Annotated in this window: 23 protein-coding genes; 12 read left to right on the top strand and 11 right to left on the bottom strand. The window is 58.5% G+C overall.

Going from position 1 to position 25,180, the window contains the following annotated elements; all coding sequences use genetic code 11:
* Positions 1-310 precede the first annotated feature (310 nt).
* Positions 311-1,264: a tRNA dihydrouridine synthase gene (locus tag FGQ67_RS09000; protein WP_138341512.1), complete on the top strand. Its 954-nt coding sequence runs from the start codon at positions 311-313 to the stop codon at positions 1,262-1,264.
* Between the two features lie 143 nt (positions 1,265-1,407).
* Here the strand turns inward: FGQ67_RS09000 and FGQ67_RS08995 are convergent, their stop codons facing one another.
* From FGQ67_RS08995 to FGQ67_RS10130, 3 genes are all read right to left on the bottom strand, one after another.
* On the bottom strand, positions 1,408-1,674 hold the full coding sequence (locus tag FGQ67_RS08995) for a ribbon-helix-helix protein, CopG family (protein WP_138341510.1): 267 nt from the start codon (positions 1,672-1,674) through the stop codon (positions 1,408-1,410).
* An 832-nt stretch (positions 1,675-2,506) separates the two neighbouring features.
* Positions 2,507-2,752 (bottom strand): glutaredoxin family protein, encoded by a 246-nt coding sequence (locus FGQ67_RS08990; protein ID WP_138341508.1) that lies wholly within the window; start codon positions 2,750-2,752, stop codon positions 2,507-2,509.
* Positions 2,753-2,803: 51 nt separating this feature from the next.
* Positions 2,804-3,631 (bottom strand): TipAS antibiotic-recognition domain-containing protein, encoded by an 828-nt coding sequence (locus tag FGQ67_RS10130; protein WP_171025285.1) that lies wholly within the window; start codon positions 3,629-3,631, stop codon positions 2,804-2,806.
* 141 nt (positions 3,632-3,772) lie between these two features.
* Here FGQ67_RS10130 and tsaA point away from each other — a divergent pair, with 141 nt between their 5' ends.
* From tsaA to FGQ67_RS08965, 4 genes are all read left to right on the top strand, one after another.
* The gene (tsaA, locus tag FGQ67_RS08980; protein ID WP_249934441.1) at positions 3,773-4,510 is read left to right on the top strand and encodes a tRNA (N6-threonylcarbamoyladenosine(37)-N6)-methyltransferase TrmO; all 738 of its coding nucleotides are present in this window, start codon (positions 3,773-3,775) and stop codon (positions 4,508-4,510) included.
* 111 nt (positions 4,511-4,621) lie between these two features.
* Complete coding sequence (locus FGQ67_RS08975) at positions 4,622-5,836, top strand: MalY/PatB family protein (RefSeq protein ID WP_138341522.1); 1,215 nt, start codon at positions 4,622-4,624, stop codon at positions 5,834-5,836.
* Between the two features lie 144 nt (positions 5,837-5,980).
* The gene (locus tag FGQ67_RS08970) at positions 5,981-6,850 is read left to right on the top strand and encodes a substrate-binding periplasmic protein (RefSeq protein WP_138341504.1); all 870 of its coding nucleotides are present in this window, start codon (positions 5,981-5,983) and stop codon (positions 6,848-6,850) included.
* Complete coding sequence (locus FGQ67_RS08965; RefSeq protein ID WP_138341502.1) at positions 6,847-9,039, top strand: hybrid sensor histidine kinase/response regulator; 2,193 nt, start codon at positions 6,847-6,849, stop codon at positions 9,037-9,039. Before FGQ67_RS08970 ends, FGQ67_RS08965 begins: the two co-directional genes overlap by 4 nt.
* 69 nt (positions 9,040-9,108) lie before the next feature.
* Here the strand turns inward: FGQ67_RS08965 and FGQ67_RS08960 are convergent, their stop codons facing one another.
* Complete coding sequence (locus FGQ67_RS08960) at positions 9,109-9,588, bottom strand: pyridoxamine 5'-phosphate oxidase family protein (protein WP_138341501.1); 480 nt, start codon at positions 9,586-9,588, stop codon at positions 9,109-9,111.
* A 42-nt stretch (positions 9,589-9,630) separates the two neighbouring features.
* Positions 9,631-12,435, bottom strand: a complete 2,805-nt coding sequence (locus FGQ67_RS08955) for an ATP-binding protein (RefSeq protein ID WP_171025284.1) — start codon at positions 12,433-12,435, stop codon at positions 9,631-9,633.
* Between the two features lie 137 nt (positions 12,436-12,572).
* On the opposite strand from FGQ67_RS08955, the gene FGQ67_RS08950 reads away from it, so the two are divergent.
* From FGQ67_RS08950 to FGQ67_RS08940, 3 genes are all read left to right on the top strand, one after another.
* Positions 12,573-12,998: a potassium channel family protein gene (locus tag FGQ67_RS08950; protein ID WP_138341497.1), complete on the top strand. Its 426-nt coding sequence runs from the start codon at positions 12,573-12,575 to the stop codon at positions 12,996-12,998.
* A gap of 36 nt (positions 12,999-13,034) precedes the next feature.
* The gene (locus FGQ67_RS08945) at positions 13,035-13,568 is read left to right on the top strand and encodes an LOG family protein (protein ID WP_138341495.1); all 534 of its coding nucleotides are present in this window, start codon (positions 13,035-13,037) and stop codon (positions 13,566-13,568) included.
* 125 nt (positions 13,569-13,693) lie between these two features.
* Positions 13,694-14,998: a chloride channel protein gene (locus FGQ67_RS08940; RefSeq protein ID WP_138341493.1), complete on the top strand. Its 1,305-nt coding sequence runs from the start codon at positions 13,694-13,696 to the stop codon at positions 14,996-14,998.
* 89 nt (positions 14,999-15,087) lie between these two features.
* Here the strand turns inward: FGQ67_RS08940 and FGQ67_RS08935 are convergent, their stop codons facing one another.
* Genes FGQ67_RS08935 through FGQ67_RS08925 form a run of 3 tightly spaced genes read right to left on the bottom strand, consistent with a single transcriptional unit; the run spans position 15,088 to position 17,068 of the window.
* Positions 15,088-15,786, bottom strand: a complete 699-nt coding sequence (locus tag FGQ67_RS08935) for an ABC-2 transporter permease (RefSeq protein ID WP_138341491.1) — start codon at positions 15,784-15,786, stop codon at positions 15,088-15,090.
* Positions 15,783-16,664 carry an ABC transporter ATP-binding protein gene (locus tag FGQ67_RS08930; protein WP_138341489.1) on the bottom strand — a complete coding sequence of 294 codons (882 nt, stop codon included), beginning with the start codon at positions 16,662-16,664 and terminating at the stop codon, positions 15,783-15,785. The genes FGQ67_RS08935 and FGQ67_RS08930 overlap by 4 nt, the downstream gene beginning before the upstream one ends.
* A gap of 23 nt (positions 16,665-16,687) precedes the next feature.
* On the bottom strand, positions 16,688-17,068 hold the full coding sequence (locus FGQ67_RS08925; protein WP_138341487.1) for a GntR family transcriptional regulator: 381 nt from the start codon (positions 17,066-17,068) through the stop codon (positions 16,688-16,690).
* A gap of 551 nt (positions 17,069-17,619) precedes the next feature.
* On the opposite strand from FGQ67_RS08925, the gene FGQ67_RS08920 reads away from it, so the two are divergent.
* The 3 genes from FGQ67_RS08920 (at position 17,620) to FGQ67_RS08910 (ending at position 20,802) form a co-directional block, all read left to right on the top strand.
* Entirely contained in the window at positions 17,620-19,233 is a 1,614-nt protein-coding gene (locus FGQ67_RS08920) for a peptide chain release factor 3 (protein ID WP_138341485.1), read from the top strand.
* Between the two features lie 156 nt (positions 19,234-19,389).
* Positions 19,390-20,112, top strand: coding sequence for a VUT family protein (locus tag FGQ67_RS08915; protein WP_226812554.1), 723 nt, complete (start codon positions 19,390-19,392; stop codon positions 20,110-20,112).
* 9 nt (positions 20,113-20,121) lie between these two features.
* Complete coding sequence (locus FGQ67_RS08910) at positions 20,122-20,802, top strand: SDR family NAD(P)-dependent oxidoreductase (protein WP_138341483.1); 681 nt, start codon at positions 20,122-20,124, stop codon at positions 20,800-20,802.
* 55 nt (positions 20,803-20,857) lie between these two features.
* Here FGQ67_RS08910 and FGQ67_RS08905 read toward each other — a convergent pair whose 3' ends face one another.
* Positions 20,858-21,583, bottom strand: coding sequence for a uracil-DNA glycosylase (locus tag FGQ67_RS08905; RefSeq protein WP_138341481.1), 726 nt, complete (start codon positions 21,581-21,583; stop codon positions 20,858-20,860).
* Positions 21,584-21,670: 87 nt separating this feature from the next.
* Positions 21,671-22,579 (bottom strand): DMT family transporter, encoded by a 909-nt coding sequence (locus FGQ67_RS08900; protein ID WP_138341479.1) that lies wholly within the window; start codon positions 22,577-22,579, stop codon positions 21,671-21,673.
* Between the two features lie 159 nt (positions 22,580-22,738).
* On the opposite strand from FGQ67_RS08900, the gene FGQ67_RS08895 reads away from it, so the two are divergent.
* Positions 22,739-23,605 (top strand): LysR family transcriptional regulator, encoded by an 867-nt coding sequence (locus FGQ67_RS08895; protein ID WP_138341477.1) that lies wholly within the window; start codon positions 22,739-22,741, stop codon positions 23,603-23,605.
* A gap of 27 nt (positions 23,606-23,632) precedes the next feature.
* Here FGQ67_RS08895 and FGQ67_RS08890 read toward each other — a convergent pair whose 3' ends face one another.
* A complete protein-coding gene (locus FGQ67_RS08890) occupies positions 23,633-25,015 on the bottom strand; it encodes an MATE family efflux transporter (RefSeq protein ID WP_138341475.1) in 1,383 nt (460 codons plus the stop codon).
* Positions 25,016-25,180 lie beyond the last annotated feature (165 nt).

The following is a 25,180-nucleotide window of genomic DNA, read 5'->3' as shown; positions in this document are numbered from 1 at the left end:
GGTTTCCCGCGAAGTGAACGACCTAATTTGGACCCCTGAAGCACCCACATTTTTCGACGCTAAAACCGCAGGATTTGAGTGATAAAACCGCAGGAATTGGCCTTCCAAAAGTGTCGATGCATCGAGGGTCCGATTTCACTCGTTCACTTCGCGGAAAACCATTCACCTTCGTTGCATGAGGCGCCGGATGGAAGGGTGATTATCGTCAAGCTGCTGCCTCTGCCTTGTGAATCATCTGGAGCACAAGGCATAATGCATGTAACAAGGGGGCGGTTCCTTTGTCGCATCCGTTGATATGAGAGAAGAGTAGATGATTCTTTCGCTTGCCCCCATGGAGGGGATTACCGGGCATGTGTTCCGTCGCGTGCATGCGGAGTGCTTCGGTGCGCTCGATTGCTATTACACGCCGTTCTTGCCGCCGCCGCGGGTGGGAAACCGCTTTGGCGGCAAGGCGTTTAAGGAGATCGATTCTGCCAACAACCAGGGGCTCAACGTGGTGCCCCAGCTCATGTCCAAGAACGCGGACGAGTTTGTATGGGCGGCACAGGTGCTCGCCGACATGGGCTACCGCGAGGTCAATCTCAACCTGGGTTGCCCCTCGGGGACGGTTGTCGCCAAGGGCAAGGGTTCGGGTTTCTTGCGCAATCTCGACGAGCTCGAGGTGTTCTTGAGTGATGTGTGCGAGCGGTCGCCGTTGCCGGTATCGGTAAAGACCAGGCTGGGGCTGGAGAGCGACGACGAATACGAGCGCGTGCTCGATCTGTATTGCCGCATGCCGCTGGCAGAGCTGATTGTGCACCCGCGCGTGCAAAAGGACCGCTATACGGGCTCGCCGCGCAAGGAGTTCTATGGCGAAACGCTAGAGCGTGCGCCGTTTCCGGTCGCCTATAACGGTGACATTTTTGATCTTGAGGATATGGATGCGCTGGTGGAGGCCTATCCCGGCACGCGCCATGTAATGCTGGGGCGCGGCCTCCTCGCGAACCCCGCGCTGGCTCGCATGGTCAAGGGCGGCCCTGCTGCCACGGCTGCTGAGCTGCAGCGCTTCCACGACACGCTGTTTGCGGCCTATGCAGAAGAGATTGGCGGTAACGCGGTCTTTCGTATGAAGGAGTGGTGGTTCTACGCCAAGTGCGCTTTCGCCGACCCCGCTACCGTTCACAAGCTCGTACGCAAGACTAAAAAGGTCGACGAATATCGCGCCGCCGTCGAGCGCGTCTTTCGCGAGCAGCCACTTGCGCCCATAGCTCGCTTCCACGGCTAGTTGGTCGTTGGGGACGTTCTTTAACGACTAGTCATTTAAGAACGTCCCCAATGACTAGCCACAAAAAGCTGTACGTCAGCATCCAAAGATGTCGAAAAATGTCGACTTTGGATGCTGACGTACATGTTTGGGTCGGCGGGGGACTAGGCAATCATTGCATCGAGCGTGATGAGCTCCCTGAGTCGCTCTGTGCGTGTTTGCCCATGGCGCTTTGCCTTCTCGTCAAACGCTTCAAGAACCGATTCACCCACACGTGCCGATAAAACAGCGCTTGGCTCATCGGAGATCGACGGCCTTCCCAGCTTGATGGTGCGGCCCTTCGGCCACTCATCTTTTTCGTATGCCTCCGCGGCTTTCTCCAACTCTCCGGGAGCAAACCCCATCATCTTTTCGAGCTGCTTAGCGTCCATAGCGCCTCCTATCGATCGACATAATGTCGAGCGCCGGTTCTCGGATTCTCTTTTTGTATACAATTTTGTAGACAAAAATACAAGCAGTTTATCGGGCTAATTAGCTTGTTTTGACCCGCCTGTTCGATAGGAAATGAGCATTGACGGCTTCGCTACTCCTTTGCTTTTCAGCTTGGAATTTGGATGCTCATTGAACTTCCGGAGGGGAGCGCTTTATTAAGTTATCGAGATTCTGGGCAGGAACTCTCACTGGTCTTCGGTAATGGGACCAGCTTAATTCGCGACACAGTGTGTCGCGAATGGGAGTAGTCGTTAGGTGTCCTTCAATGGCTACTCATATAAGAACGTCCAAGTGTCGGATTTTGTCATTTAGTGTCGTTCTCAGCGACTATTCTGGAGGGTCGTGGTCAAAAAAGGGCAAATATGAGTACTGTTGCCATTATTGTTGCATTTATTTTGCTATAAATAGTAGCTCCTGATGAGATTTGTTCCCATTAGGAGCTACTTTTATTGAACATATGAGGAGAAATAACGTCGTCTGCGGACGAGTGGAACGTTGAATAGTTCCTGAAGTGATCAAAATCGCTGCTACTAAACAGGTAGCAGTACTCATATTTGGCCTTTTTTGACCACAGCCCTCTCGGAAACCTTTCCAGAGGCGTCAAACAGCCATAATCCAAAGGTCGCCTCAAACAATTAGCCGGCTAAGAGCGTCCATGGCTACCCAAAAGCTGTACGCCAGCATCCAAAGATGTCGGAAATGGTCGACTTTGGATGCTGGCGTACATGTTTGGGTCGTATAGGTTGGGGCGAGCCGGTCGCAACGCGAGTGTTAGAGCAGGTTCTTCTGGACCCACGCGATGATGTCACTCGATTCGTAGAGTGGTTTGCCGTTGATGAACAGGCAGGGAACCTGGCGCTTTCCGCCGACGGCGATGAGCGTCTGCTCGGCTTCGGTATCGGTCGAGATATTGCGCTCGGGGATGGTCACGCCGTTATCGGCCAGGAAGCGCTTGACCTTTATGCAATACGGGCAGCCGGTCATAACGTACAGCTCGAGCTCATGATTAGTAGCCATAGGTCTCCAATCGGTTGAGGTTTTGATTGAAATACCCAAAGCCGCCGCGGTCTATGCGCGGGCCAGAGACGACTCGATGGCCTGGACCAGAAACGCCGTGGCTCCGGTGCCGCAGGGCTTGTCGTAGTAGTCGATGAAGCGCTGGTCGGCGAGGTAGCCGCGGGCGAGCCCCAGGTATGCCTCGTCTTGGGGCTCGCGTCCCCAGTTGAGAGCAATCCAGCGACGATGCATCGCGACAAGCTTGCGGGCCTCGTTTCCGTCCACATCGCCGTCACTCATGGCAATCGAGAGCTGACCCAGAATGGCGCGTTCAAGTTCTTTCATGTCGTTCCATGTTTGAGGATCCATGTCCAGTAACGTTTCGTTTGCTGCATCGATAGCCTTATCGCCATAGCGCGCCCGAGCCTCGGCACCGTAGCGCTCCTCGTTTTTCTGCACGGTACGCCAGCGTTCCAGTTGCGGCAGCACGGCACCCATGAGCGAGACGGCTTCGTCGAGCGACATGCCGGTGTTTTGTGCCAGCCGCGGGGCACAATCCTCGATCATTGCCTCCATGGTGGTGTCGTAGGTGTACTTGCCGTGGTCGTAGCACCACTTGCAGTAATGGTCGGTCGCGGTGCCCGTGGCATCGGTGCCGCAGTCGTCGGGCGTGAGTATCATGCCGCAGCTCTGGCAATAGTGCTCGGGCATTTCGAGCAGGTGGGACAGCGGTTCTCCGGTTACGGCGGCGATGAGCTTCATCATGTCGATGCCCGGTGTGACCTCGCCGCGCTCCCAGCGGCTGACGGCTTGGCGTGTGACGAAGAGCTTGGCGGCGAGCTGCTCTTGGGTAAGGTGATGGGCGCGACGGATGGCAATGAGCTTTTCTGCAAAGGCCATAGCGGCTCCTTTCTGCTGGTTGATGGCTTAAGCATACGCAGCTGCCGGCTCTCTTCCAAGCAACCGTTGGTTGCACGATGGGGGACCGCGACAATGAATTGCGCACAACGCCTCACGTCTTCATGCCGTACAATGACCGGCATGGAACCTATCGCACACATACATACCGATCTGCCGCAGAAGTTCGGCATTCCGCGCAACAGCTTTTTGGCGCCTCATCTGCAGGGACGCATTGTCTTTGAGCCGGAATTTGCCTCCAATGCAGCGGTTGAGGGCCTGGACTCCTTCTCTCACCTATGGCTGTTGTGGCGCTTCGAAAACGGAACGCCCGGCGGCACGGCTAAGGACATAGCTGCCGATGCCAAGTCGCAGGACAGGTCCGGCACCAGCGCAAAATGGTCGAAGACCGTGCGCCCGCCGCGTCTGGGCGGAGCCGAGCGTGTGGGCGTGTTTGCCACGCGCAGTCCGTTTCGCCCTAATCCCATCGGTCTTACCTGCGTCAAGCTCGATCGCGTTGAGCTCACCGACGATGGCCCCATCATCCATGTGCTGGGGGCCGATCTGCGCGACGGCACGCCTATCTACGACATTAAGCCCTACATTCCATTTGCCGACTGTCACCCGGATGCGACGGGCGGCTGGATTGAAGACGCGCCGTGGCAAGAGCTCGACGTCGAGTTCCCGCAGGCGCTGCAGGATATGGTCCCGCCTGCAAAGCTCCCCGGCCTGGTCGAGGTCCTTCGCCAAGATCCGCGCCGCGCAGGCAGCAAGCACGAGCCAAACCGCGCCTATCATCTGGCCTTCGCCGGGCTCGACATATCGTTTACGGTCGACGAAACCCAGCTTACCGTAGTCGCCGTCAACGACGCGCAAGACTAACCTGCCATTCGTCCGCACCCGTCAAATTAAGCGCCAAACCCCATGCCAAAACCGCCCACGCTGGTGGACAATAACGCCTACCAAAACAATCACTTTGCACGGGGGCTCAGCATGAAATACGACTTTAGCTCGCTTATCGACCGCCACGGCATGGACTCCATCGCCGTTGACTCCTGGGGCGAGATCCCCGGTATGGCTCCGAACGCACCCGACGAGGGCTTCGACCGCATTCCCATGTGGGTGGCCGACATGAATTTTGCCACGGTGCCCACGGTCCAGGAGCACATCATTCAGCGCGCTCAACATCCCATGTTTGGCTACTTTAACCCGTGCGCCGAGTACTTCGACCGCATCATCGAATGGCAGCGTCGCCGCAACGGCGTTGAGGGCTTGACGCCTGAGCACATCGGCTACGAAAACGGCGTGCTGGGCGGTGTCGTGTCGACGCTGTGCGCGTATGTCCAGCCGGGTGATGCGGTGCTGGTCCATAGCCCTACCTACATTGGTTTTACCAAGTCCATCGAAGCCGCGGGCTATCGCATTGTCCACAGCCCGCTTAAGCTCGACGACCAGGGCGTGTGGCGCATGGACTTTGAGGACATGGAGCACAAGCTTGCCCAAAACCACATTCATGCCGCGGTGTTCTGCTCACCGCACAATCCCTGCGGCCGCGTGTGGGGGCGTGACGAGATTGAGCGCGCCATGGACATTTATCGCCAGCACGATTGCGTGGTGATCTCGGACGAGATTTGGTCCGATATCATCCTGCCGGGGCACAAGCATATCCCGACGCAGTCGGTGAGCGAGGATGCCCGCATGCGCACGGTTGCCCTCTATGCGCCGAGCAAGACGTTTAACCTGGCGGGCTTGGTCGGCAGCTATCACATCATCTACAACGAGACGCTGCGCGACCGCGTGTGCGCCGTGTCCAACAAGACTCACTACAACGAGATGAACGTCCTCTCCATGCACGCGCTTATCGGCGCCTACCAGCCGCAAGGCTACGAGTGGGTGGACGAGCTCAACCAGGTGCTTGCCGGCAATATCGACTACTTCTGCGATTACGCGGACGAGCATTTTGAGGGCGTGTCCTATTCACGTCCGCAGGGCACGTACATGGTGTTTCTGGACTGCACCGAGTGGTGCCGCGAGCATGGCCGCGATATCCAGTGGCTGCTCGACGAGGGAGCGCGCGTGGGCGTGGGATATCAGGACGGCCGCCCGTTCCACGGGCCTTGCCACATTCGCGTGAATCTGGCGCTGCCGCTTTCGCGCGTAAGGGAAGCGTGCGACCGCCTGGACCGCTACGTTTTTAATGCACGGTAAGAATGCGCTGCATGCGGGGCCTTCTGCCGGGGCGACTGGAAGGCCCCACATGGTAAGGCGTCTGTAACCATTGGGCGTTCGAATGGTTTCATTTGCTATTATTTTTAACCATTTCAGTCTGTAAACAGGATCGTCTGGAGCTCGATGAAAAGACCTCGCCGCTCGGTTGCCATATCGTTGTTTGTTGCGCTTGCAGTGGCAAGCTCCTTTGTCGTAGCGATAGCCGGCTGCTCCGGGTCGAATGGCGGAGCCTCGACGTCTGCATCAGAAGGTCTGGACGCCTCGCAAGCCAAAGACGACGACCTCAAGACGCTCAACGTCGGCAGCGACCTCTATCCACCGTTTGTGTATACCGACGAGTACGGCGATATCGTTGGCCTGGATGTCGAGATATTGACCGAGGCTTTGGCTCGCATTGGCTACAAGCCAAAATACCAGCTGATCGATTGGGAAAAGAAGAACGAGCTACTGGCGAGCGGCGAGCTCGATTGCGTCATGGGCAGCTTTAGCATGACGGGTCGCGAAAACGAGTATCGTTGGGCCGGCCCGTACCTTGCGAGCCGCCAGGTGGTCGCGGTCGATCCCCAGAGCGATATCTACACGCTTGCCGATCTTGAGGATAAGGTCGTGGCGGTCCAGTCCACCACCAAGCCCGAGGGCATTTTGCTCAATCGTACAAATGAAAACGTTCCGCAGATCAAAGAGCTCTACTGCTTTTCGGACCGCTCATACCTGAACCCGGCGCTCGTCGAAGGTCTGGTCGACGTCATCGCCGCGCATGAGTCCTCGCTGCTCACCTACGAAAAAGACTATGGTGTGACGTATCGCATTTTGGATGAGCCGCTGCTAGAGGTTGGTTTGGGCACCGCTTTCGATATCAATGATACGCGCGGCATCGACGTTAAACTCACCCGTGCCTACCAAGAAATGCTTGCCGATGGCACCATGGAACGTCTGGTGTCAAAGTACTTTGATGACCCTTCGCCATTTTTGAATATGGAGGGCCTGTCATGATCGATGCGCCCGACCACGCCGCTCAGGAGCGGGGCAATCGTTCGACAGGGGCATGGCTCCTTGTCGCTCTGCTGGGGATAGCGCTCTCGGTTGTTGCTGGCATGATGAGCTACGGTTACACGACGGCCCAAGCCGAGCAGCGCTTTGCCGACGTTGTCGATTACGTGGCGACGCAGAGCCTTTCATACGATGCGTTCAATAGCGCCTATACGACCAAAAACCTGATTCGCGTTATGGAGATCGCAGGAGAGACAGCGCGCGATATGGAGCGCGACGGTTCGGTGGATAACGCCATGCTGGAGCAATATGCCGACCAGTTCAACGTGAGCGCACTGATCGTGACGGACGCATCGGGCAATTTGGTGTCCGAGTCCTCGACGGATGGCGTGGGCTACGATTCGCTCGCTGCGTATCTCAAGGAAGCACCCGTGCTGGAGGTGGCAGCCCATCCGCTTAAGTCCTATACCGCCCGCATTACGCTTTCGGATGATTCGGTTGCAGACATTGGTTGCGTGACCCGGCAAGATGGCGAGGGCATCGTTATCGCGGTCAGGCATCAGAGCGCGAAGGCAGTTGCAAGCAATACGCTCAAACTGCAGAGCCTGCTCGGTGGTTATGAGACCATCGACAGCGGCAATATCGTGATCGAAAGCGATGGCAAGGTCGTTGCGACCAATGCCGTTGAACCCACCATATTGGGCGTATTCAATCTGCCTGCAACGGATGTCTTTATTGTCGACGGTATTAAGGATCGATGCCTGCCCGGCAAAGTCCGACTGGTCAACGCCAGCGGCGAGTGGTATTTGGGCACATTTGGAAAAGCGCGCGGGTTCTACGTGTACACCTATGCCTCGGCGCGGCGCTACTTTGAGGTCGTCGCGGCTGTTGCTGCCGGCGTGCTGGTGCTCTACAGCGGTGTTATAGCCGTTGTTGTGATGGTGCGTCGCCGCGCTGATCGTCGACGTTTGACGGACTTGCTGCAGCAGGAGCGCGACTATGGCGACAAACTGGCAAAGGCAGCGCGTGAGGCCTCGTCTGCCAACTCGGCAAAGACGGAGTTTTTGCGTCGCATGAGCCACGATCTGCGCACGCCCATCAACGGCATTCGCGGTATGGTTGAGGTCGGCGATGCCAATGCGGACGATCTGCAAAAACAGACCGAGTGCCGCTCAAAGATCTGGACGGCATCGGGACTGCTGCTCGACCTTGCCAACGAGGCCCTGGATATGAGTCGCCTGGAGAGCGGGCAGGTCGATTTGGAGCTTGTTCCCACAAACTTGGTGACCCTCAACCACGAGGTGCGCGATATTCTGGAGCGCCAGGCCGAGGAGCGTCTGGTGACAATTATCTGCGACCAGCAGACGCTTAATCATCCCTATGCGCGGGTGAGCGTGACGCACCTCAAGCGCTTGTTGCTCAATATTGCCGGCAATGCCGTCAAGTACAACCGCCAGGGCGGCTATGTTCGCCTGGTGTGCCGCGAGGTGGAGCCAGCGGATGGCGTCCCCGTCTATGAATACACGATCGCCGACAACGGTATTGGCATGAGTGAGGAGTTCCAACAGCACCTCTACGAGCCGTTTTGCCGCGAGGAGCAACAGGTGGAAGGTGCCTCATCGGGAACTGGCCTGGGCGCGCCTATCGCAAAACAGTTGGTCGAGCTTATGGGCGGAACCATGAGTTTTACGAGCGTCTTGGGGCAGGGGACGACGTTTACCATCCGCCTGCCGTTCGAGAAATGCAAACGCTCTGAGATTCCTCAGGCAGTGCGCGCGGATGCGGGCGATGGCGATGCGCTCCAGGGCTTGCGTGTTTTGCTCGTAGAGGATAACGATCTGAATGCCGAGATCGCGCAGTTTACACTCAGCCGTGCCGGTGCCGTCGTGACGCATGCTAAGGATGGCGAGTCTGCCGTTGAGGCGTTTGCCGCGAGCGCGCCGCACGAGTACGACGTGGTGTTGATGGACATCATGATGCCGGGCATCGATGGCCTTGAGGCCACGCGTCGGATTCGAGCACTCGATCGTGAGGATGCCGCGACCACGCCGATTATCGCCGTGAGCGCCAACGCCTTTGCCGACGATCGCAGGCTTTCGCGCGAGGCGGGCATGAACGCGCACCTGAGTAAACCCGTGAGTTCGCAGGAGCTCGTTGAGGCGCTTGCGCACATGGCTGCCGACGCTTTATAGGCATATGGCCCGGTTCCAATGTTGGTTGGAATCGGGCCATATTGTTATTGATGAGGCCTGCTGAGGGGCTTACTTTTCCTGAATCTGCTTACCGCAAAGATGTTCAATCGTAATCTCGTAGAGCTGGACGCCCTTAATGTCCTTGGCGATTTCCTCTTCGACTTCCTCGGCAGAAGGGTAGTACTTAAGCGCGAGCTGGCGGACTTTATCCTCGATAAACGCGGGAGTGTCATTTGCCAGGCGACAGCGGCCAAAGACCACGGTACTCATAACGTAGGGAGCCCAGTCACCGTCCTTGTGCCACTCGTTGCCGTAAACGGTAAAGCAGACCTTGTCATCGCGCTTGAGTGCGTCGACCTTGTGGCCGGCTTTGGCGCCATGGAAATAAATCTTGTCGTGCTCGGTGTCAAAGAAGTAGTTGACGGGAATGGCGTACGGGTAGCCATCGTCGCCGTTGACGGCAAAGACGCCGCGCTTGCAGGTAGCGAGCAGTTCGCGCGCTTCCTCGTCAGTGATGGCGCGTTTCTTTCGACGTAAGGGCCTAAACATCGTTGGTTTCCTTTCTGGTCGTGCGTGGTGGTTGAGCACAAACTATAGCGAAACGGGTCCGTTTTTCTTGATGCGGGCGAGTATGTTTTTGAGCTTGTTAAAGTCGAGCGGTTTGGACAGATGGGCGTTCATGCCGGCGTCGTGTGCCGCCTTGGCGTCCTCGGCAAAGGCATTGGCGGTGAGCGCGATGATGGGGATATCGGCTGCATCGGCCTTCTTGCTCAGGCGAATCGCGCGGGTTGCCTCATAGCCGTCCATGCCCGGCATCATGATGTCCATCAGGATCGCATCGAAGCTGCCGGCGGGACGGCCAACGTATAGGTCGACCGTTTCGTTGCCGTCGGCGGCGTGAGTTACGACGATGCCCTCGCTTTCGAGCAGAGCCTGGGCAATCTCGGCATTGAGCTCGTTATCTTCTGCCAAAAGGACGTTCATGCCGGCAAGCGAGCAGCTGTTTGCCTGGCCGTCCGCACGTTCTCCTGCCTGAGGGTTCTTGTCGATATCGAGCGGAATCTGGACGTTGAACGTACTCCCCACGCCAACCTCACTCGAAATCTCAATCGTGCCGCCCATCAGTTCAATAAGTGACTTGACGATTGGCATGCCCATGCCGGTTCCCTGGAACTTGCTGCGCGCATCGTCACCTTCCTGGGCAAACGGCTCATAGATATGCTTTAAAAACTCGGGAGCCATGCCAATGCCGGTGTCCGAAACGCTAAAGCAAAAGAGCGCGCGCCCGTTATCGAGTGGCTTGGTCTGTGAGCTAAAGGTGACGGAGCCGCCGTGCTTGTTGTACTTAATGCTGTTGTCTAGCAGGTTGATTATGATCCGTCGGATATGGGTGGGACTGCCGATCATGTATGGCCCCGTGGCGTACGGCAGGCTATTGTTCTGCATTGTGATGCCGTTACCGGACGCGCGGAGCTTGCACAGCACCAGTGCATCGTCACAGAGCTCTTTGAGGTTAAAAGGCGCATGTTCCAGCGTTAGCTTGCGGTCTTCGATTTTGCCCATCTCGAGGATGTCGTTGATCAGCGAGAGCAGGTGATTGGCGGCAACGCGCGCCTTGGTACGGCTCTCGCGGGCGACTTGCATATCGCCTTCCTTCAATTCCTCGATCTCGATAAGGCCTAGGATGCCGTTGAGCGGCGTGCGGATGTCGTGGCTCATGCGCGTGAGGAATGCCGTCTTAGCGGCGTTGGCAGCATCGGCTTTTTTGCGCTCGGTTCGAGCGCGCACGAGCGCCCAGATGAGCAGGACGATGCCGACCGACAACATACCGATGAGGGTAGCTGCAATGGCGGTGCGGTTGCGATAAAGGAATTGAAGCGTGTTGGATTCCTGGGCCGTGTACGACGTGGAGGAGAAATTGCTTGCGGAGAGCGATTCTCCGGCATTGATGATGCCCTTGTTGATGATTCCCAACAGCTCGGGTTTTCCGCGCGAAATCCAGCACGAGAGCTCACAGGTGTCAGGGAGCTCGGTTGTCTCGCAGTCCTCGAGATCGTAACGGTCACCGATGGTTTTTACGCGTGAACTGGGAGCGACGATGCAGCGCGCCGTTCCCTTCCTAAGGGCGTCGAACGCTTCATCGTCGGATTGGTATTCGGTTACGGTCGCTGTGGGGAACAGACTTTCAAGTGCATTTTTGTTGACAAACGACGATTTGGTACAGGCGATGTTCTGAAGGTCTTTGTTCAGGTTGCTGCCGGTGTGGATGGCGGTGAGGGACATGGTCCCCAACGATACCGACTGCACAACGCCTGTTTGCTCGGCAAACCAGTAATCTCGGTATACCGGCAGCGCAACGTCTATGCTTCCCTTTGACAGGGCCTTTGACATCATCTTGTAGCTATCAAAGGGGACGGTTTTGACCGTAATGCCAAATTTATCGTGTAGCGTCGTCGCAAGCGATGCGAGCGAGCCTTCCATTTCGCCGTCTTCGCCTTCGTTGCAGTAGGGGAGTTTGCCCGTAATGTAGCCGAGCGTGATGGTGTTGTTGTTTGCTTTGAGCCAGGAACATTCGGGGCCGTTGAGCGATGATGAACCGCTGTTTTGGGCCGAGTAGTTAGATTTGACTTCGTCGATATAGCGTGGGTTGACGCGGGCGATTGCCGACATGGCGGCATTGATGTCGTCCATCAGGTCGGGGCGGCTTTTGGGGACGGCAAGATAGTAGTCGCTCGAACCAATGTAGAACATGGGGGAGGCGCTGGGCGACGAGGTCGTGTCGTTCATGATGATGGCATCGACCTCGTTGTTTGCGAGTGCGTCAAAGAGGGCACCGCCAGTGTCGATTTCTTTATAGGTGCAGGTAATGCCTTCGTTGGCGAGCCACTGCTGGCCAACGAAGGTTTGCATAACGTCGGGGTTGCAGCCGATGGTAAGGCCTTGGAGCGCTTGGGGGTCACCCTTGGCCAGATCGTCGCGATCGGGCTTGGCGTAGATGTAGTAGCGCTCGGTGCCCTCGGGGTTCGAGGGAAAGAGCAGCTTTTGGGCGCGTTCCTCGGAGTAGGAGATGTTGGGCATGAGGTCGATCTCGCCCGCCTCGAGCATGTCCATAAGCTCGGCGAAGGTGCCGGAGACGTATTCGTACTGCCAGCCGGGTGTGTAGTACGAGAGGGTCTGGAGGTACTCGTAACCCCATCCCGAGAGACGCTCGCCGGGGGTGCCGTCCTGGAAGCCCTCGTTGTTGACAAGCCAACCAACGCGGACCGTTTTGACCTGCTGATCGGTATTGGCGGCATAGGCGGGGGCGGGCATGATGGTGCTCAGTACGGCGAGCACGGCAAGCGCGACGGCCAAGGTGCGATATATAACTGAACGAAGGACAGCGGAAGCTCTCACATGCAATCCTAACGAATCGAGACATTACCGCATAAGGATACCAGCTCAGCCTGCCCAGTCGGCAGCTGCACCGCTAAACGGTCCCGCCCGGCAGTTGGGGACAGTCCCTTTCTGCCGGCACAAAAGGAGGGGGTGCGATGAAAAAGCTCAGGACGCTTGCCGATGTGCTGCGACAGGCTGGCTTTGCACGCATCACGGGCCTGTTTCTTATTTTCTATCTGCTTTGCTCGACGGCTGTCTGGCTGTCCGAGCCCACGACCCTCACGTTTGGCGATGGTCTCTGGTTTAGCTTTGAGACGGTCTCGACGATCGGCTTTGGCGATATCCCCGCTGAAACGCCGGTTGCCCGCGGCATTACCGTTATCCTAAGCGTCATCAGTATCTTCTATATCGCCATGCTTACGGGCGTGGCGGTGAACTACTGCAATACGCTCATTAAACTGCGCCAAAAGGACACCATGGCGCGCTTTATGGACGATCTTGAGCATTTGGAAGAACTCGACCGCGATGAGCTCGCCGATTTGTCGCGCCGCGTGCGCGAATACCGTCGCCGGCAACGATAGAACGGGTGCCGCGCGTCACGACGAGGGGGATTGCATATGAACATCACGGCGTACCTGGGCGCGAGCGTCGGCAACGACCCGGCGTTTCTGCCCGCGGTGCAGGAGCTGGGCAATTGGATTGGCGCCAACGGACACGCGCTCGTATACGGCGGGTCCAAATCGGGACTGATGGGCGCGCTCGCCGATAGCGTACTCGAGGCAGGCGGACATGTGACGGGTGTGGAGCCGAGCTTTTTTATCGAGGCAGAGTTTCAACACGACGGAATCGACGACCTTATCGTGACGAGCGACATGGCCGAGCGCAAAGCCAAGATGATCGAGCTCGGCGATGCGTTCATCGCATTTCCGGGCGGCACGGGCACGCTCGAGGAGATTGCCGAGGTCATGTCCGCGGTGTCGTTGGGGCACCTGAGCTCTCCGTGCATCCTGTATAACCTGGACGGTTACTACAACGACCTCAAGGCGTTGCTCGGGCACATGATTGATAAGGGGCTTTCGAGCCCGAGGCGTCAGCACGGCATCTACTTTGCCGACGATTTGCGCGAGATTGCCTCGATTATCAACGGATAAGTCTTGAGCCTGCCCCACTATGGCTCCCAATGGTGCCGTTTGCGGCGCAGGTGGTTGGCTCGTTCGGGTAACGCTCGCTCTACAATAAAACGTATCTATGTCGACTTTGACCGCGGGAGGACCCGATGGATAACCTTGCCAAACCCACGAACCGAGCGCTGTTTTTGGTCAGCGTTGCCGTGACCGGTGCACTCGCGGGTGCCGCAGTCTGGCTGTTCTTTTTTGCGATGGAGCACGGTATCGACTATCTATGGACCGAGATTCCGCACGCGCTGGGCGTCGCTTCGCCCGAGCTTGCCAGCGGCCCGTTTGGCTTTCTGCCGTACCCGTTTTTTGTCTGCCTGCTGGGCGGCCTGCTGATCGGTCTGTACGAAAAGACGACGGGCACCAAGACCGATGACCTCAACCAGGTGATGGCTAAGGTTAAGCAAGACGGGCGCTACCCGTACGACAACCTGGGCAAGCTTTCGCTCGCGGCATTGCTGCCGCTGCTGTTTGGCGGAAGCATTGGACCGGAGGCCGGCCTGACCGGCGTTATCGCCGGTCTGTGCAGCTGGGTCGGCGACCGCATGCGTCGCTTTGGCGCCGAGTTTAGGGAGCTCACGTTGCTGGGCACCCAGGCTGCCCTGACGGCGCTCTTTACCGCGCCCGTCTTTGGCTTTGTGGCGCCGCTTGCCGGTAGCACCGACGGCCAGGGTGAAGACGCCGACGATGAGTCCGCGTCCGGCGAGATCACCATCAAGCTGCCCAAGGCGCAAAAGACGGTGGTCTACGGCATTGCGATTGCTGGCGGTCTGGGCACCTACCTGCTGCTTGGACAGCTTGTGGGCGGCGGCATGGGCATGCCCAGGTTCGAGTCCGCCGAGGTGGGCAACCTAGAGCTTACCTGGCTCGTCCCTCTGTCGTTGATCGGCACCGTCTGCGGTTGGTTGTACTTTGTCTCTGAGCATGCAAGCGAGGCACTGTCCCACGCAATAGGGGAGCGTCCTGTCGTCAAGGCCATGCTGGCCGGTTTGGCACTCGCCATCTGTGGCACGGTCCTGCCCTATACCATGTTTGCCGGCGAGACCCAGGCCGACGTGCTCATGGAAACCTATCTGACCATTCCCGCTGGCGTGCTTATCGCGACCGGTCTTGTTAAGGCCATGCTGACGCCCGCCCTCATCAACCTTGGTTGGCGCGGCGGTCACTTCTTCCCGGTTATCTTCTCGGGCGTAAGCCTGGGCTATGGCCTTGCCATCCTCACCGGCGCAGATCCGGTCTTTTGCGTCGCCGTCTGCACGGCATCGACGATGGGTGCGGTCATGCGTCAGCCGGTCATGGTCGTGGGCCTGCTGCTCATGTGCTTCCCACTCAAGGGTATCGTCTGCATGATCATCGCGGCCGTCATCGCCGCCGGCATTCCACTGCCCAAGCCGCTGCGCAAGTAGTACAGTGGCGCACGCCGGGGACATGCCCTTTGCCACGGATTTGCGGGGAGGGGGGCAATCGCGTCCTTCGCGGATTGAGACTCGCGTGGTTACAGATCGCGTGCTCGATAAACCTTGATGCTGACAGCGCAGCTGATTACACATAGCGCGAGGGCAAGCGCGGCGATGCCTGCACACAGGCAGCCAAGAACGGCAGGATCGGGATTCGCTCCGGCAATCGACATGAGCCAGTTGCTAATGGGGTTGGAAGAGCTCAGCATCGCCATGGTACCGCAGCCCATCAGGGCAAACAGGCCGACGGAAAGGCGCAGCGCCTCCATGTGTCCAAATCGAAAGAACAGCGGCTGTGCCAAAAACACCATCATGAGGGAGATGAGCATCGATGCGGCGGAGGCTATTGTGATCTCAAAGACGGTCTGTCCCGTCGAGGGAATGCCCGTGTGATCGAAGAACGGAAGGGCGATGATGTTCAAAAGCACGGCGGTGCATGCCATGACGGCCGAGAAAGCAATAATGCACAGGTAGCGTGCGCAGATGATGTCTTTGCGCGAGAACGGCAGCGTTGCCCGATAGCGCTCCCAGCCGTTTTGGTTATCGTAGCCAGCCAGTGAGTTCATGATTATGATGGGCGACATGGCGCTGACCGCGCAGGCGCCGGCGCTCATACCGGAATCGCCGTCCGATGCGTTGGCAAGGGTTAGCACGACGAAGATGAACAGGCCGACGCCCGCAATGCTCGGGATGAGCGTGCGAGCGATGGCGAGCTCGGACATAAAGGCGCGTTTCATTTCGAAGCCCCTTTCAGCGTGAGGCGAAGATAGTCGTCAATGGTTGCCCGATCGCAGGGAATCTCGGGAAAGGCCTCGAGCGTTTCGCGACGGTTGGGCACGAGCACGTCCACGCTGTAGGCGTGGCGGGCGGCATGGGCACCTTCGACGCAAGCCATAAGCTCGGCGGCCTGAGCTTGGGTGCAGTGGGCGATGCCGGCTCGGTCGGTAATGTCCTCGCGCGGCAGGTCAAACACAATCGAGCCGTTATCGATGCAGATGACGCGGTCGGCGGCGTGATCGAGGTCGGACGTAATGTGGCTCGAGAGCAGCACGCTGTGCTGGCCGTCGGCGACAAAAGCAAGCAGCTCATCGAGCAGTTCCTCGCGCGCCATGGGATCGAGGCCCGCGGTGGCTTCGTCCAAAAGGAGTAGCTTGGCATTATGGCTGAGTGCACAGGCAAGCTGCAGTTTCATGCCCATGCCGCGGGAGAGGTCCTTGACCTTTGTCTTGGGATCGAGGTCAAATCGGTCGATGAATCCGGCAAACGTTTTGCGGTCCCACGTGGGGTACGCCTGGCCTACGAGTGCCTCGATTTGGCCCACCTTGAGCGTTGAAGGGAAGGGGCATGTGTCCAGGACGAGACCGACGCGGGAGCGCAGGCAGCGCTGTGTCTCATCGGGCGCGTCGGTGCCACAGCGCTGCCCAAACAGGCGCACCTCGCCGGCATCGAGCTTGATAAGCCCGAGCGCGGCGCGAATGGTCGTTGTCTTGCCGGCACCGTTAGCGCCCACAAAGCCAACAATCTGGCCGGGCTCCACGGCGAGCGTGACATCACGCAGCGAAAAACGTTCGCTCACGCGGCGTGAGACACCTTTGAGTTCTAACAAGTTTTGCATGGTATAGCCTTTCTTGCAGATGGCTACTGCATGGTTTCGGGAGCTACCAGGTCAAGCATTTCGTGCAGCTTGTCGCGTGTGACGCCCAGGGTTTCGGCTTGGCTCGCCGCTTTTGCAAGTAGCTCTTCGATATGGCAGAGCTGGCTTTCGCGTAAGAGTTCTTGGTTGCCCTCAGCGACAAAGCACCCCTTGCCCTGCACGGTGCAGATAAACCCGAGCTGCTCCAAGTCGGCGTAGGCGCGCTTGGTGGTGATAACGCTCACACTCAGGTCGCTGGCAAGCGCACGGATACTGGGGAGTTTGGCTCCCGCAGCGAGTGCGCCCGATAGGATCTGAGCTTTGACTTGCGAGGCTATCTGCTCGTAGATGGGCTTGTCGCTCGAATTGGATAGGATGATGTCCACAGCGGCTCCTTAGCTGTTGGGCTACACGTGTATATAACCGGTAAGCACAGTATATATACACTATGCACAGTTACGCAAGAGGTAAGTAGGGATTGTCCGCCCGTTCATTCATCTCAATCTGTAACATCTGGAACCGATTTGGACGGCCACCTGTTACAGATTGAGATTTTACTGGCGGGCCCCACCTGGTTGTCTCAATCTGTAACAACTGGAGAAGATTTTGGCTGCTAGATGTTATAGATCGAGACATTGGTCACCCGTCTATCCTTATATCTCAATCTGTAACAGATGGACCCGTTTTGAGTGGCTAGATGTTACAGATCGAGATCTTTCTGGGACGCCCATCCGTTTGTCTCGATCTGTAACAGGTAGAGGTTCAAAACCCGTCTAGATGTTACAGATTGAGACAAACTGCTGCGGAGTGCCGCCATCGACTGCTACCCAGACCCCAACTGATGAATTTGTCCTGATAGGTGCTCTGTTGCAGCATTTCACGGCTACAATAGTGCGGTTACAACGACGTAATGCACTCAATGCAAGAAAGGATCCGCATGGCAAGCCTGTCGGATGAAATCTCGTCGCGCCGCACATTCGCGATCATCAGCCACCCGGACGCCGGTAAGACCACACTGACTGAGAAGCTGCTGCTCTATACCGGCAGCATTCAGACCGCCGGCTCGGTCAAGGGCAAGAGCTCGGCCAAGCATGCCGTCTCGGACTGGATGGACATCGAGAAGGAGCGTGGTATCTCCGTTACCTCTTCGGTGCTGCAATTCACCTACAACGGCGCCTGCGTCAACATCCTCGATACACCCGGTCACCAGGACTTCTCGGAGGATACCTACCGTACCCTTATGGCCGCCGACGCCGCTGTCATGGTCATCGACGGTGCCAAGGGCGTCGAGGCCCAGACCAAAAAGCTCTTTAAGGTCTGTACGCTGCGCCATATTCCCATCTTCACCTTTGTGAACAAGCTCGACCACGAGGCTCGCGATCCGTTTGAGCTCATGGAAGAGATCGAGAACGTCCTGGGCATCAATACGTATCCTATGAACTGGCCGATCGGCAGCGGCCGCAACTTCCGTGGCGTGTTCGATCGTCAGACTCGTCGCGTCATTGCCTTTGAGGGCGACGGCCACGCCAACGCCACCAAGAAGGTCGTCGAGGTCGAGGCCGAGCTGGGCGATCCTTCCATGGATGAGCTCATTGGCGAGGAAAACCATAAGAACCTGATGGACGATATCGAGCTGCTCGATGGCGCCGGCGACGAGCTCGACTTGGATGCCGTGGCCTGCGGCAAGCTGAGCCCGGCGTTCTTTGGCTCGGCGCTCACCAACTTTGGCGTGGAGCCCTTCCTCAAGGAGTTTCTGCGTCTGGCCCCGACGCCGCGCGCCTATACCGATACGCTCACCAGCGAGCCGGTCGATCCCTGCCGCGACGACTTTAGCGGCTTTGTGTTTAAGATCCAGGCCAACATGGACAAGAACCACCGCGACCGCATCGCCTTTGTGCGCATTTGCTCGGGCAAGTTCGAGCGCGGCATGGATGCCTTCCACATGCAGGGCAACCGCAAGCTCAAGCTTGCTACGGGCACGTCGATGATGGCCGATGACCGCGCCATCGTGGACGAGGCGTACGCGGGCGATATCGTGGGCCTGTTCGATCCGGGTATCTTTAGCATCGGCGACACCGTGTGCTCCGGCAAGCGCCACGTGCAGTATCCGCAGATCCCGACGTTTGCCCCCGAGATGTTCGCTCGCATTACGCAGGTCGACACGCTCAAGCGCAAGCAGTTCGTCAAGGGCATGGAGGAGCTTGCCCAGGAGGGCGCCATCCAGATCTTCCGCGAGCTGGGCGCCGGCATGGAGAGCGTCATCGTGGGCGTGGTCGGCGTGCTGCAGTTTGAGGTGCTCGAGCGCCGTCTCAAGGCCGAGTACCGTGTTGAAGTTCGTCGCCAGCCGCTGCCCTATACGGACATTCGCTGGATCCAGAACGACCCCGATACCATCGATATCCCGGGCCTTTCGCTCACGCGCGACACGCTGCGCGTCGAGGACATGCGCGGCGGCAAGCTGCTGCTGTTCACGAGCCCGTGGAACGTGGATTGGGCAACCGACCACAACCCCGACCTTATCCTGTCGGAGTTTGGCAACGTAGCCTTTTAACGCATCGGCGCGGTGGCCCTGCGGGGCTGCCGCGCCGTTTGCTTGCCTGATGCCGTGTGAGCGGCTATCATACCCACCGTCGTCTCAAGACCGGGGCGTCCGAGCAGTTCGGGTCCGATATCCTGCTCGTTAAACCTAAAACCAAAGGAGTACATAATGATCAAGAAGGTCATGGAGGACTACAAGGTCCTGTTGCGGAGCATTCCCGCGGCAACGGTTTCGCTGTTTTTCGTGAGCGTCATCATGATGAACCTGCTGGCCAACAAAGAGCTTATCAGCCTGCCGTATCTGGCACTCGATTGCGGCTTTGTGGTGAGCTGGGTCTCGTTTTTGTGCCAGGACATGATCTGCAAGCGCTTTGGCGCCAAGGCATCCATCAAAATTTCTATCCTCGCGCTGCTGGTCAACCTTGCCGTGAGCCTGTGCTTTTGGGCATGCTCGCTCACGCCCGGCATGTGGGGCGCTTACTACGACACGGGTATGATCGAGGTCAACACCGCCCTTAACGCCACCATCGGCGGCACCTGGTACGTGGTGCTGGGCTCTTCGCTGGCAATGCTCGTTTCTGCCGTGGTTAACTCCACGCTCAACCAGTCGCTCGGCCGTATGCTCAAAAAGAATAACTTTGCGAGCTTTGCCTTCCGTTCCTATGTGTCCACGGGTGTTGGCCAGTTTATCGACAACCTGGTCTTTGCCATTGTGGTGAGCCACACGTTCTTTGGTTGGACCTGGGTGCAGGTCCTCATGTGCTCGCTGACCGGCGCTGTTGCCGAGCTGCTGTGCGAGGTTTTCCTGAGCCCCGTGGGCTACAAGGTCGTGCGCGGCTGGGAGCGCGAGAACGTGGGCGCCGAGTACCTCGAGCGCCACGCAACCGCCTAAGGAGCAAGTATGCGGGTTTTGATCACGGGCGCTTCGGGTGGTATCGGGGCCGCGTGCGTGCAGCGCTTTTTGGACGAGGGCCACGAGGTCGTGGGCTTTGATCTGCTGCCGGCGGCGATCGAACGCGAGCGCTACCGCCATCTGATCGTTGATGTCCGCAAGCCGGACGCGTTTCCGGACGACCTTGAACCCCAGGTAATCGTGAACGTTGCCGGTGTGCAGGATTCGGCTGACGACATCGCCGCCAACCTGTGTGGCACCATCAACGTGACCGAGCGCTACGCCTTTGTGGGGGAGGGGCTTGCCGCCAAGCCGGCGCCGGCTATCGAATCCGTGGTCAATGTGGGGTCGGCGAGCGGACATACGGGATCGGAGTTTCCCGCCTATGCTGCCAGCAAGGGCGGCGTTATCGCCTACACCAAGAACCTTGCAAACCGCCTGGCACCGCAGGCCATCGCCAACAGTGTGGACCCGGGTGGCGTTATCACGCCGCTCAACCGTTGCGTGATGGAAGACGAACACCTGTGGAACCAGATTATGGAGCTCACGCCGCTTAAACGCTGGGCCACCGCCCAAGAAATCGCCGAGTGGATCTACTTTGTGGGCGTGACCAACCGGTTTATGACCGGACAGAGTCTGCTGATCGATGGTGGCGAGGCCGGCCGCACCCAGTTTATCTGGCCCGAGTAACAAAACGCGCCCGATGGCAAGATTGCCGTCGGGCGCGTTTTTGATGTATCGATTTTTAGCCGAGGCAAGTCCAGTTGACGGGGGTCGAGCCGTGCTGTTCGAGTAGCCGATTGGCTGCCGAGAAGGGGCGCGACCCCATAAAGGTGGGGAGTTCTGCCGTGGCACGGTTAGCCGAAAGCGGTGAGGGGTGCGTGGAGGCCAGGCAGAACTTGCCGGTCGCCTTGCCCGCGCCGGTCGCGGCGAGCTTGCCTTCGACCATCTGCTGGGCAAAGCGGCCCCATGCCAAAAAGACTATCGGCTGGGGCAGCTGGCAGCAGCGTTCGATAACGTAGTCGGTGAGCGTGCTCCAGCCCAGCTTGGCGTGCGAGTTCGCGGCATGCTCGCGCACGGTGAGCGTGGTGTTGAGGAGCAGGACGCCCTGTTGTGCCCATGGGGTTAGGTCTCCCGTGGCGGGAATGGGGCAACCCAGATCGGCTTTGAGCTCCTTATAGATGTTGCGCAGGCTCGGCGGCAACTTGGTTTGCGTCGCAGGGACCGAGAACGACAGCCCCATGGCCTGGTTGGGCCCGTGATAGGGGTCTTGACCCAGGATGACAACCTTGACCTGGTCGGCCGGCGTATAGGCGAGGGCATTGAGGATGTCGTCTTGTGCCGGGTAGATGGTCTGCTCGGCACGCAAAAGGGCGATGCGCTCGAGCAGCTGGTTCGTAGTGTCACGTACCGGCTGCGGCGCATCGCCCAACCAAGTTGCTATGTTGCGGTCGCGAGTTGCGGTGTCCATGGGGCTCCTTTATGGCAGATGCTCTGTTGGCATCTATTGTAAAGGCGTCCGGAGACCTTTGTGTTGGGGCCACAAAAGGTGAGGCGCTTACAAGGCTCGCTCGGGCGTTCCTGTCATGTGGGCGTGGTCGTGAGCATGCGCATGAAGTCGCGGAAACTCGACGGTTGCCGCCATGACGCCGGTGAGGATGAGAGCTGCACCCAGGAAGGCGATGGGGCTCAGGACCTCGCCGACCAAGAAGAACGAGAAGACAGCGGAGCAGACCGGCTCGAGCGAGAAGGCGAAGCCGGTGGTCTCGGCGGGCACGTGGGGCTGCACGAGCGTCTGGGTGATAAAGCCGTAGGCAGAGCAAATGAGTGCGAGCGCGACAACAACCACGATCTCGCTGGGCGTACTGGGAAGTGCGAAACCGCCAAAGACGCATGCGGCAATGCCCGAGAACAGGCCGCCAAAGCCCAGCTGCCAAACGCCCAGGGACAGCGGATCGACTTCTTCGACAAAGCGCTTCGCCACAATGATATGGCCGGCATAGACAAAAGCGGAGAGCAGCATGATGAGCGCGCCCGGGTTCAGGCTGGTGAAGTCGGCGCCCGAGAGCAGCAACATACCGCAGGTGACGATGGCGGTGCCGACGAGCACTTTGCGCTCGGGGGCGCGGCGCAGCAGGGCGGCGTTGGCAAACGGCACGATCACGACCGTCAGGCTCTGCAAAAAGCCGGCAGTGGAGGCAGAGGTGAGGCTGGAGCCCAGGCACATACAGGTGAGCTCGGTTGCCATGATGGCGCCGATGATGGCGGCACGGACCATAAGGTCGCGGTTGATACGGAACGCGCGCTTGTGGAAGAGCAGCAGGCAGGCCGCGAAGGCGATGATGCAGCGCAGCGCAACGATGCTCGTGGCGTTCATGCTGTCCATGCCGATCTTCATGAGGGGGTACGAAAAGCCCCATGCGACGGGAACGGAAAATGAGAGCGCGATTGCTTTTTTGCGGTCCATGGGACTCCTTGTTGTTACAGAACGGTTTCGTAAAAAGGATTCTGCTCCCAGATGTAGATGTAGTAAAGCGAATGTATCTTCAGTATGATTAAGAAACGCTAATGTCGGTAGGAAAAGCCCTGGCAAAACGTTTTACGGCTGCATTGATGTGGAGGCACGATGGCATCGCGGTATCAGATTGTTTGTATGGTGGTCGATCGCGGCAGTCTTAAGGGCGCGGCCGACGAGTTGGGCTATACGCAAAGTGCGGTGAGCCAGGCCGTCAAAGCGCTCGAGCGCGAGCTGGGCACCACGCTTATCGAGCGCGGTAAGCAGGGCGTTTCGCTTACGCGCGACGGTAAACAATATTTGCCGTACCTGCGCCAGATCGTGACTGCCGAGGCCGAGCTCGAGGCCAAGCGCCGGGAGCTGCTGGGCCTTTCGTCGACCGATATTCGCATCGCGACGTTTACCAACGTGAGTCGAACCGTGTTGCCGCGTGTGATCCGCGACTTTGGGGCGCTGCACCCGGGCGTACGCTTTACCCTCAAGCAGGGTGATTACACACGCAACGCCCAGTGGGTGCACGATGGCGTGGTTGATTTTTGCTTTACGGCACGCGGTTTTACCGCAGGGCTCGAGAAGCGCGTGGTCTATCACGACGAGTTGGTGGCGCTGTTGCCTGTCGGGCATCCGCTGACGGCAAAGGAAAAGGTGACGCTCGCCGATTTGGCGTCCGAGCCGTTTGTGCTGCTGGATGAGGGCGAGCAGAGCCTGGTGCTCGATGCATTCGCGGCGCATGGCCTGTCGCCGCGCGTGACGAGTGAAGTGACCGACGACTACACCATTATGGCGATGGTGGAGGAGGGCCTAGGCGTGAGCATGCTCTACCGTCGTACTGTGGAGGGCATGCGAGCCGATATTCGTGTGCGGCCCATCGTGCATGCCCCTTCGCGCGACGTGGTGGCCGCCTGGCGCAGCTGGGACACCATGCCCATCGCCACGAGGCACTTTATCGACTATATGAGCTCGCATATTGTCAATTAATGACTGGCGTGACGTTGAGTGCGGTGTTTAGCGGGCTGTCGCTCTGGCTTGGGTGGCGCGATAGGTGCGTGCCGGGTGGCAAAGTAGCACCGCCACGACCATAAAGAACGCCGTGGTGCCCAGGCTGATGGGGTAGACCATCATAATGTTCGCAAAGGTGCGGAAATGCGGGAACACGCAGAACACCCAATAGAAGCGGATGCCGCAGACGCAGATCATGGTGATGAGGGCGGGCGTGAGCGAGATACCAAAGCCGCGCAGGTAGCCGGACATGTTTTCGTAGAACATGCTAAAGGCGTACGCCGGGAAGATCGAGCACACGCGGATATAGCCGATCGAGACGATGTTGGGATCGCTGTTGAACAGCGACAAGATCTCGCGCCCCAGGCCGACAATAACGATAATCGTGGTGAGCGCGACGATACCGCCTTCGACCAGGCAGACCTTGAGCGTTTTGGTGCAGCGGTCGATCTGGCGGGCACCGTGGTTTTGTCCCACAAAGGTGGTGCAAGCCTGGCTAAAGCTGTTGAGCAGGTTGTAGCACACGTACTCCAGGCTCATGGCAGCGCTCGAGGCGGCCATGACCTCGGTGCCCAGGCTGTTGATGGCGGACTGGATGATGATATTGGCGACGGCAAAGACGGCGCTTTGGATGCCGGCGGGCAGTCCGATCTTGACGATGCGCTTGAGGGCGACGGGGTCGATAGCCAGGTCGCGTGGGGTGACGTGGACGACGGAGTCGGTCTTGAGCAGGCGGATAAAGAGCGTAGCGGCGCTGACGGTGTAGGCGATGGCGGTGGCGATGGCGACGCCCGCGACGCCCCAGTGGAGTACGGGGACAAAGATGAGGTCCAGGCCAATGTTGAGGACGGTGGACACGGCAAGCGCCTGCAGCGGCATGCGGGTGATGCCGACGGAGCGGAAGATCGCGGCCTCAAAGTTGTAAAGCAAGATCGAGGGCATGCTGAGCAAAAAGACGCGAAGGTAGAGCGAAGCGAGCGGCATGGTTTCGGCGGGAACGTTGAGTGCGGCGAGCATGGGCTCGGCAAAGATCTCGCCCAGGGCAATGACGACAAAACCCACGAGCGCCATTAAAATCGAGGTATGGACGGCGCGTTTGACCATGTTTTGGTCGTTGCGGCCGATAGCGTTGGCGATGACCACGTTGGAGCCAAGCGACATGCCAATAAACAGGTTGAGCATAAGGCTGGTAAGCGGAACATTGGAGCCGACCGCCGCCATGGCGAGGGTTCCCTGGTCGCCCGAGAAGTTACCGATGATGACCGTGGCGATGAGGTTCGACAGCTGCTCCAAGATGCTCGTGGCGGCCACGGGGAAGGCGAACAGGGGGATATTGCGCCACAGCGATCCGGTGGTCATGTCAATGTGCTTAGATACGGTGTCAGCCATGCGCTCTCAATCTCTAACATGCTCTTTCGTGCTTATTTGCGCAGACGATGATACTCCTAATCGACTAGTCATTGGGCCTTGATTATCGACTTTATCCGAACACCTCCCACATTCATCCGCACATGTGCGGATGAATGTGGGAACCCGATACCCTGAGGGCCGGAT

Origin of the sequence: Collinsella aerofaciens (assembly GCF_005845035.1) — a bacterium.
Lineage (GTDB): Bacteria > Actinomycetota > Coriobacteriia > Coriobacteriales > Coriobacteriaceae > Collinsella > Collinsella aerofaciens_I.
This window is presented reverse-complemented; position numbering and strand designations above follow the sequence as displayed.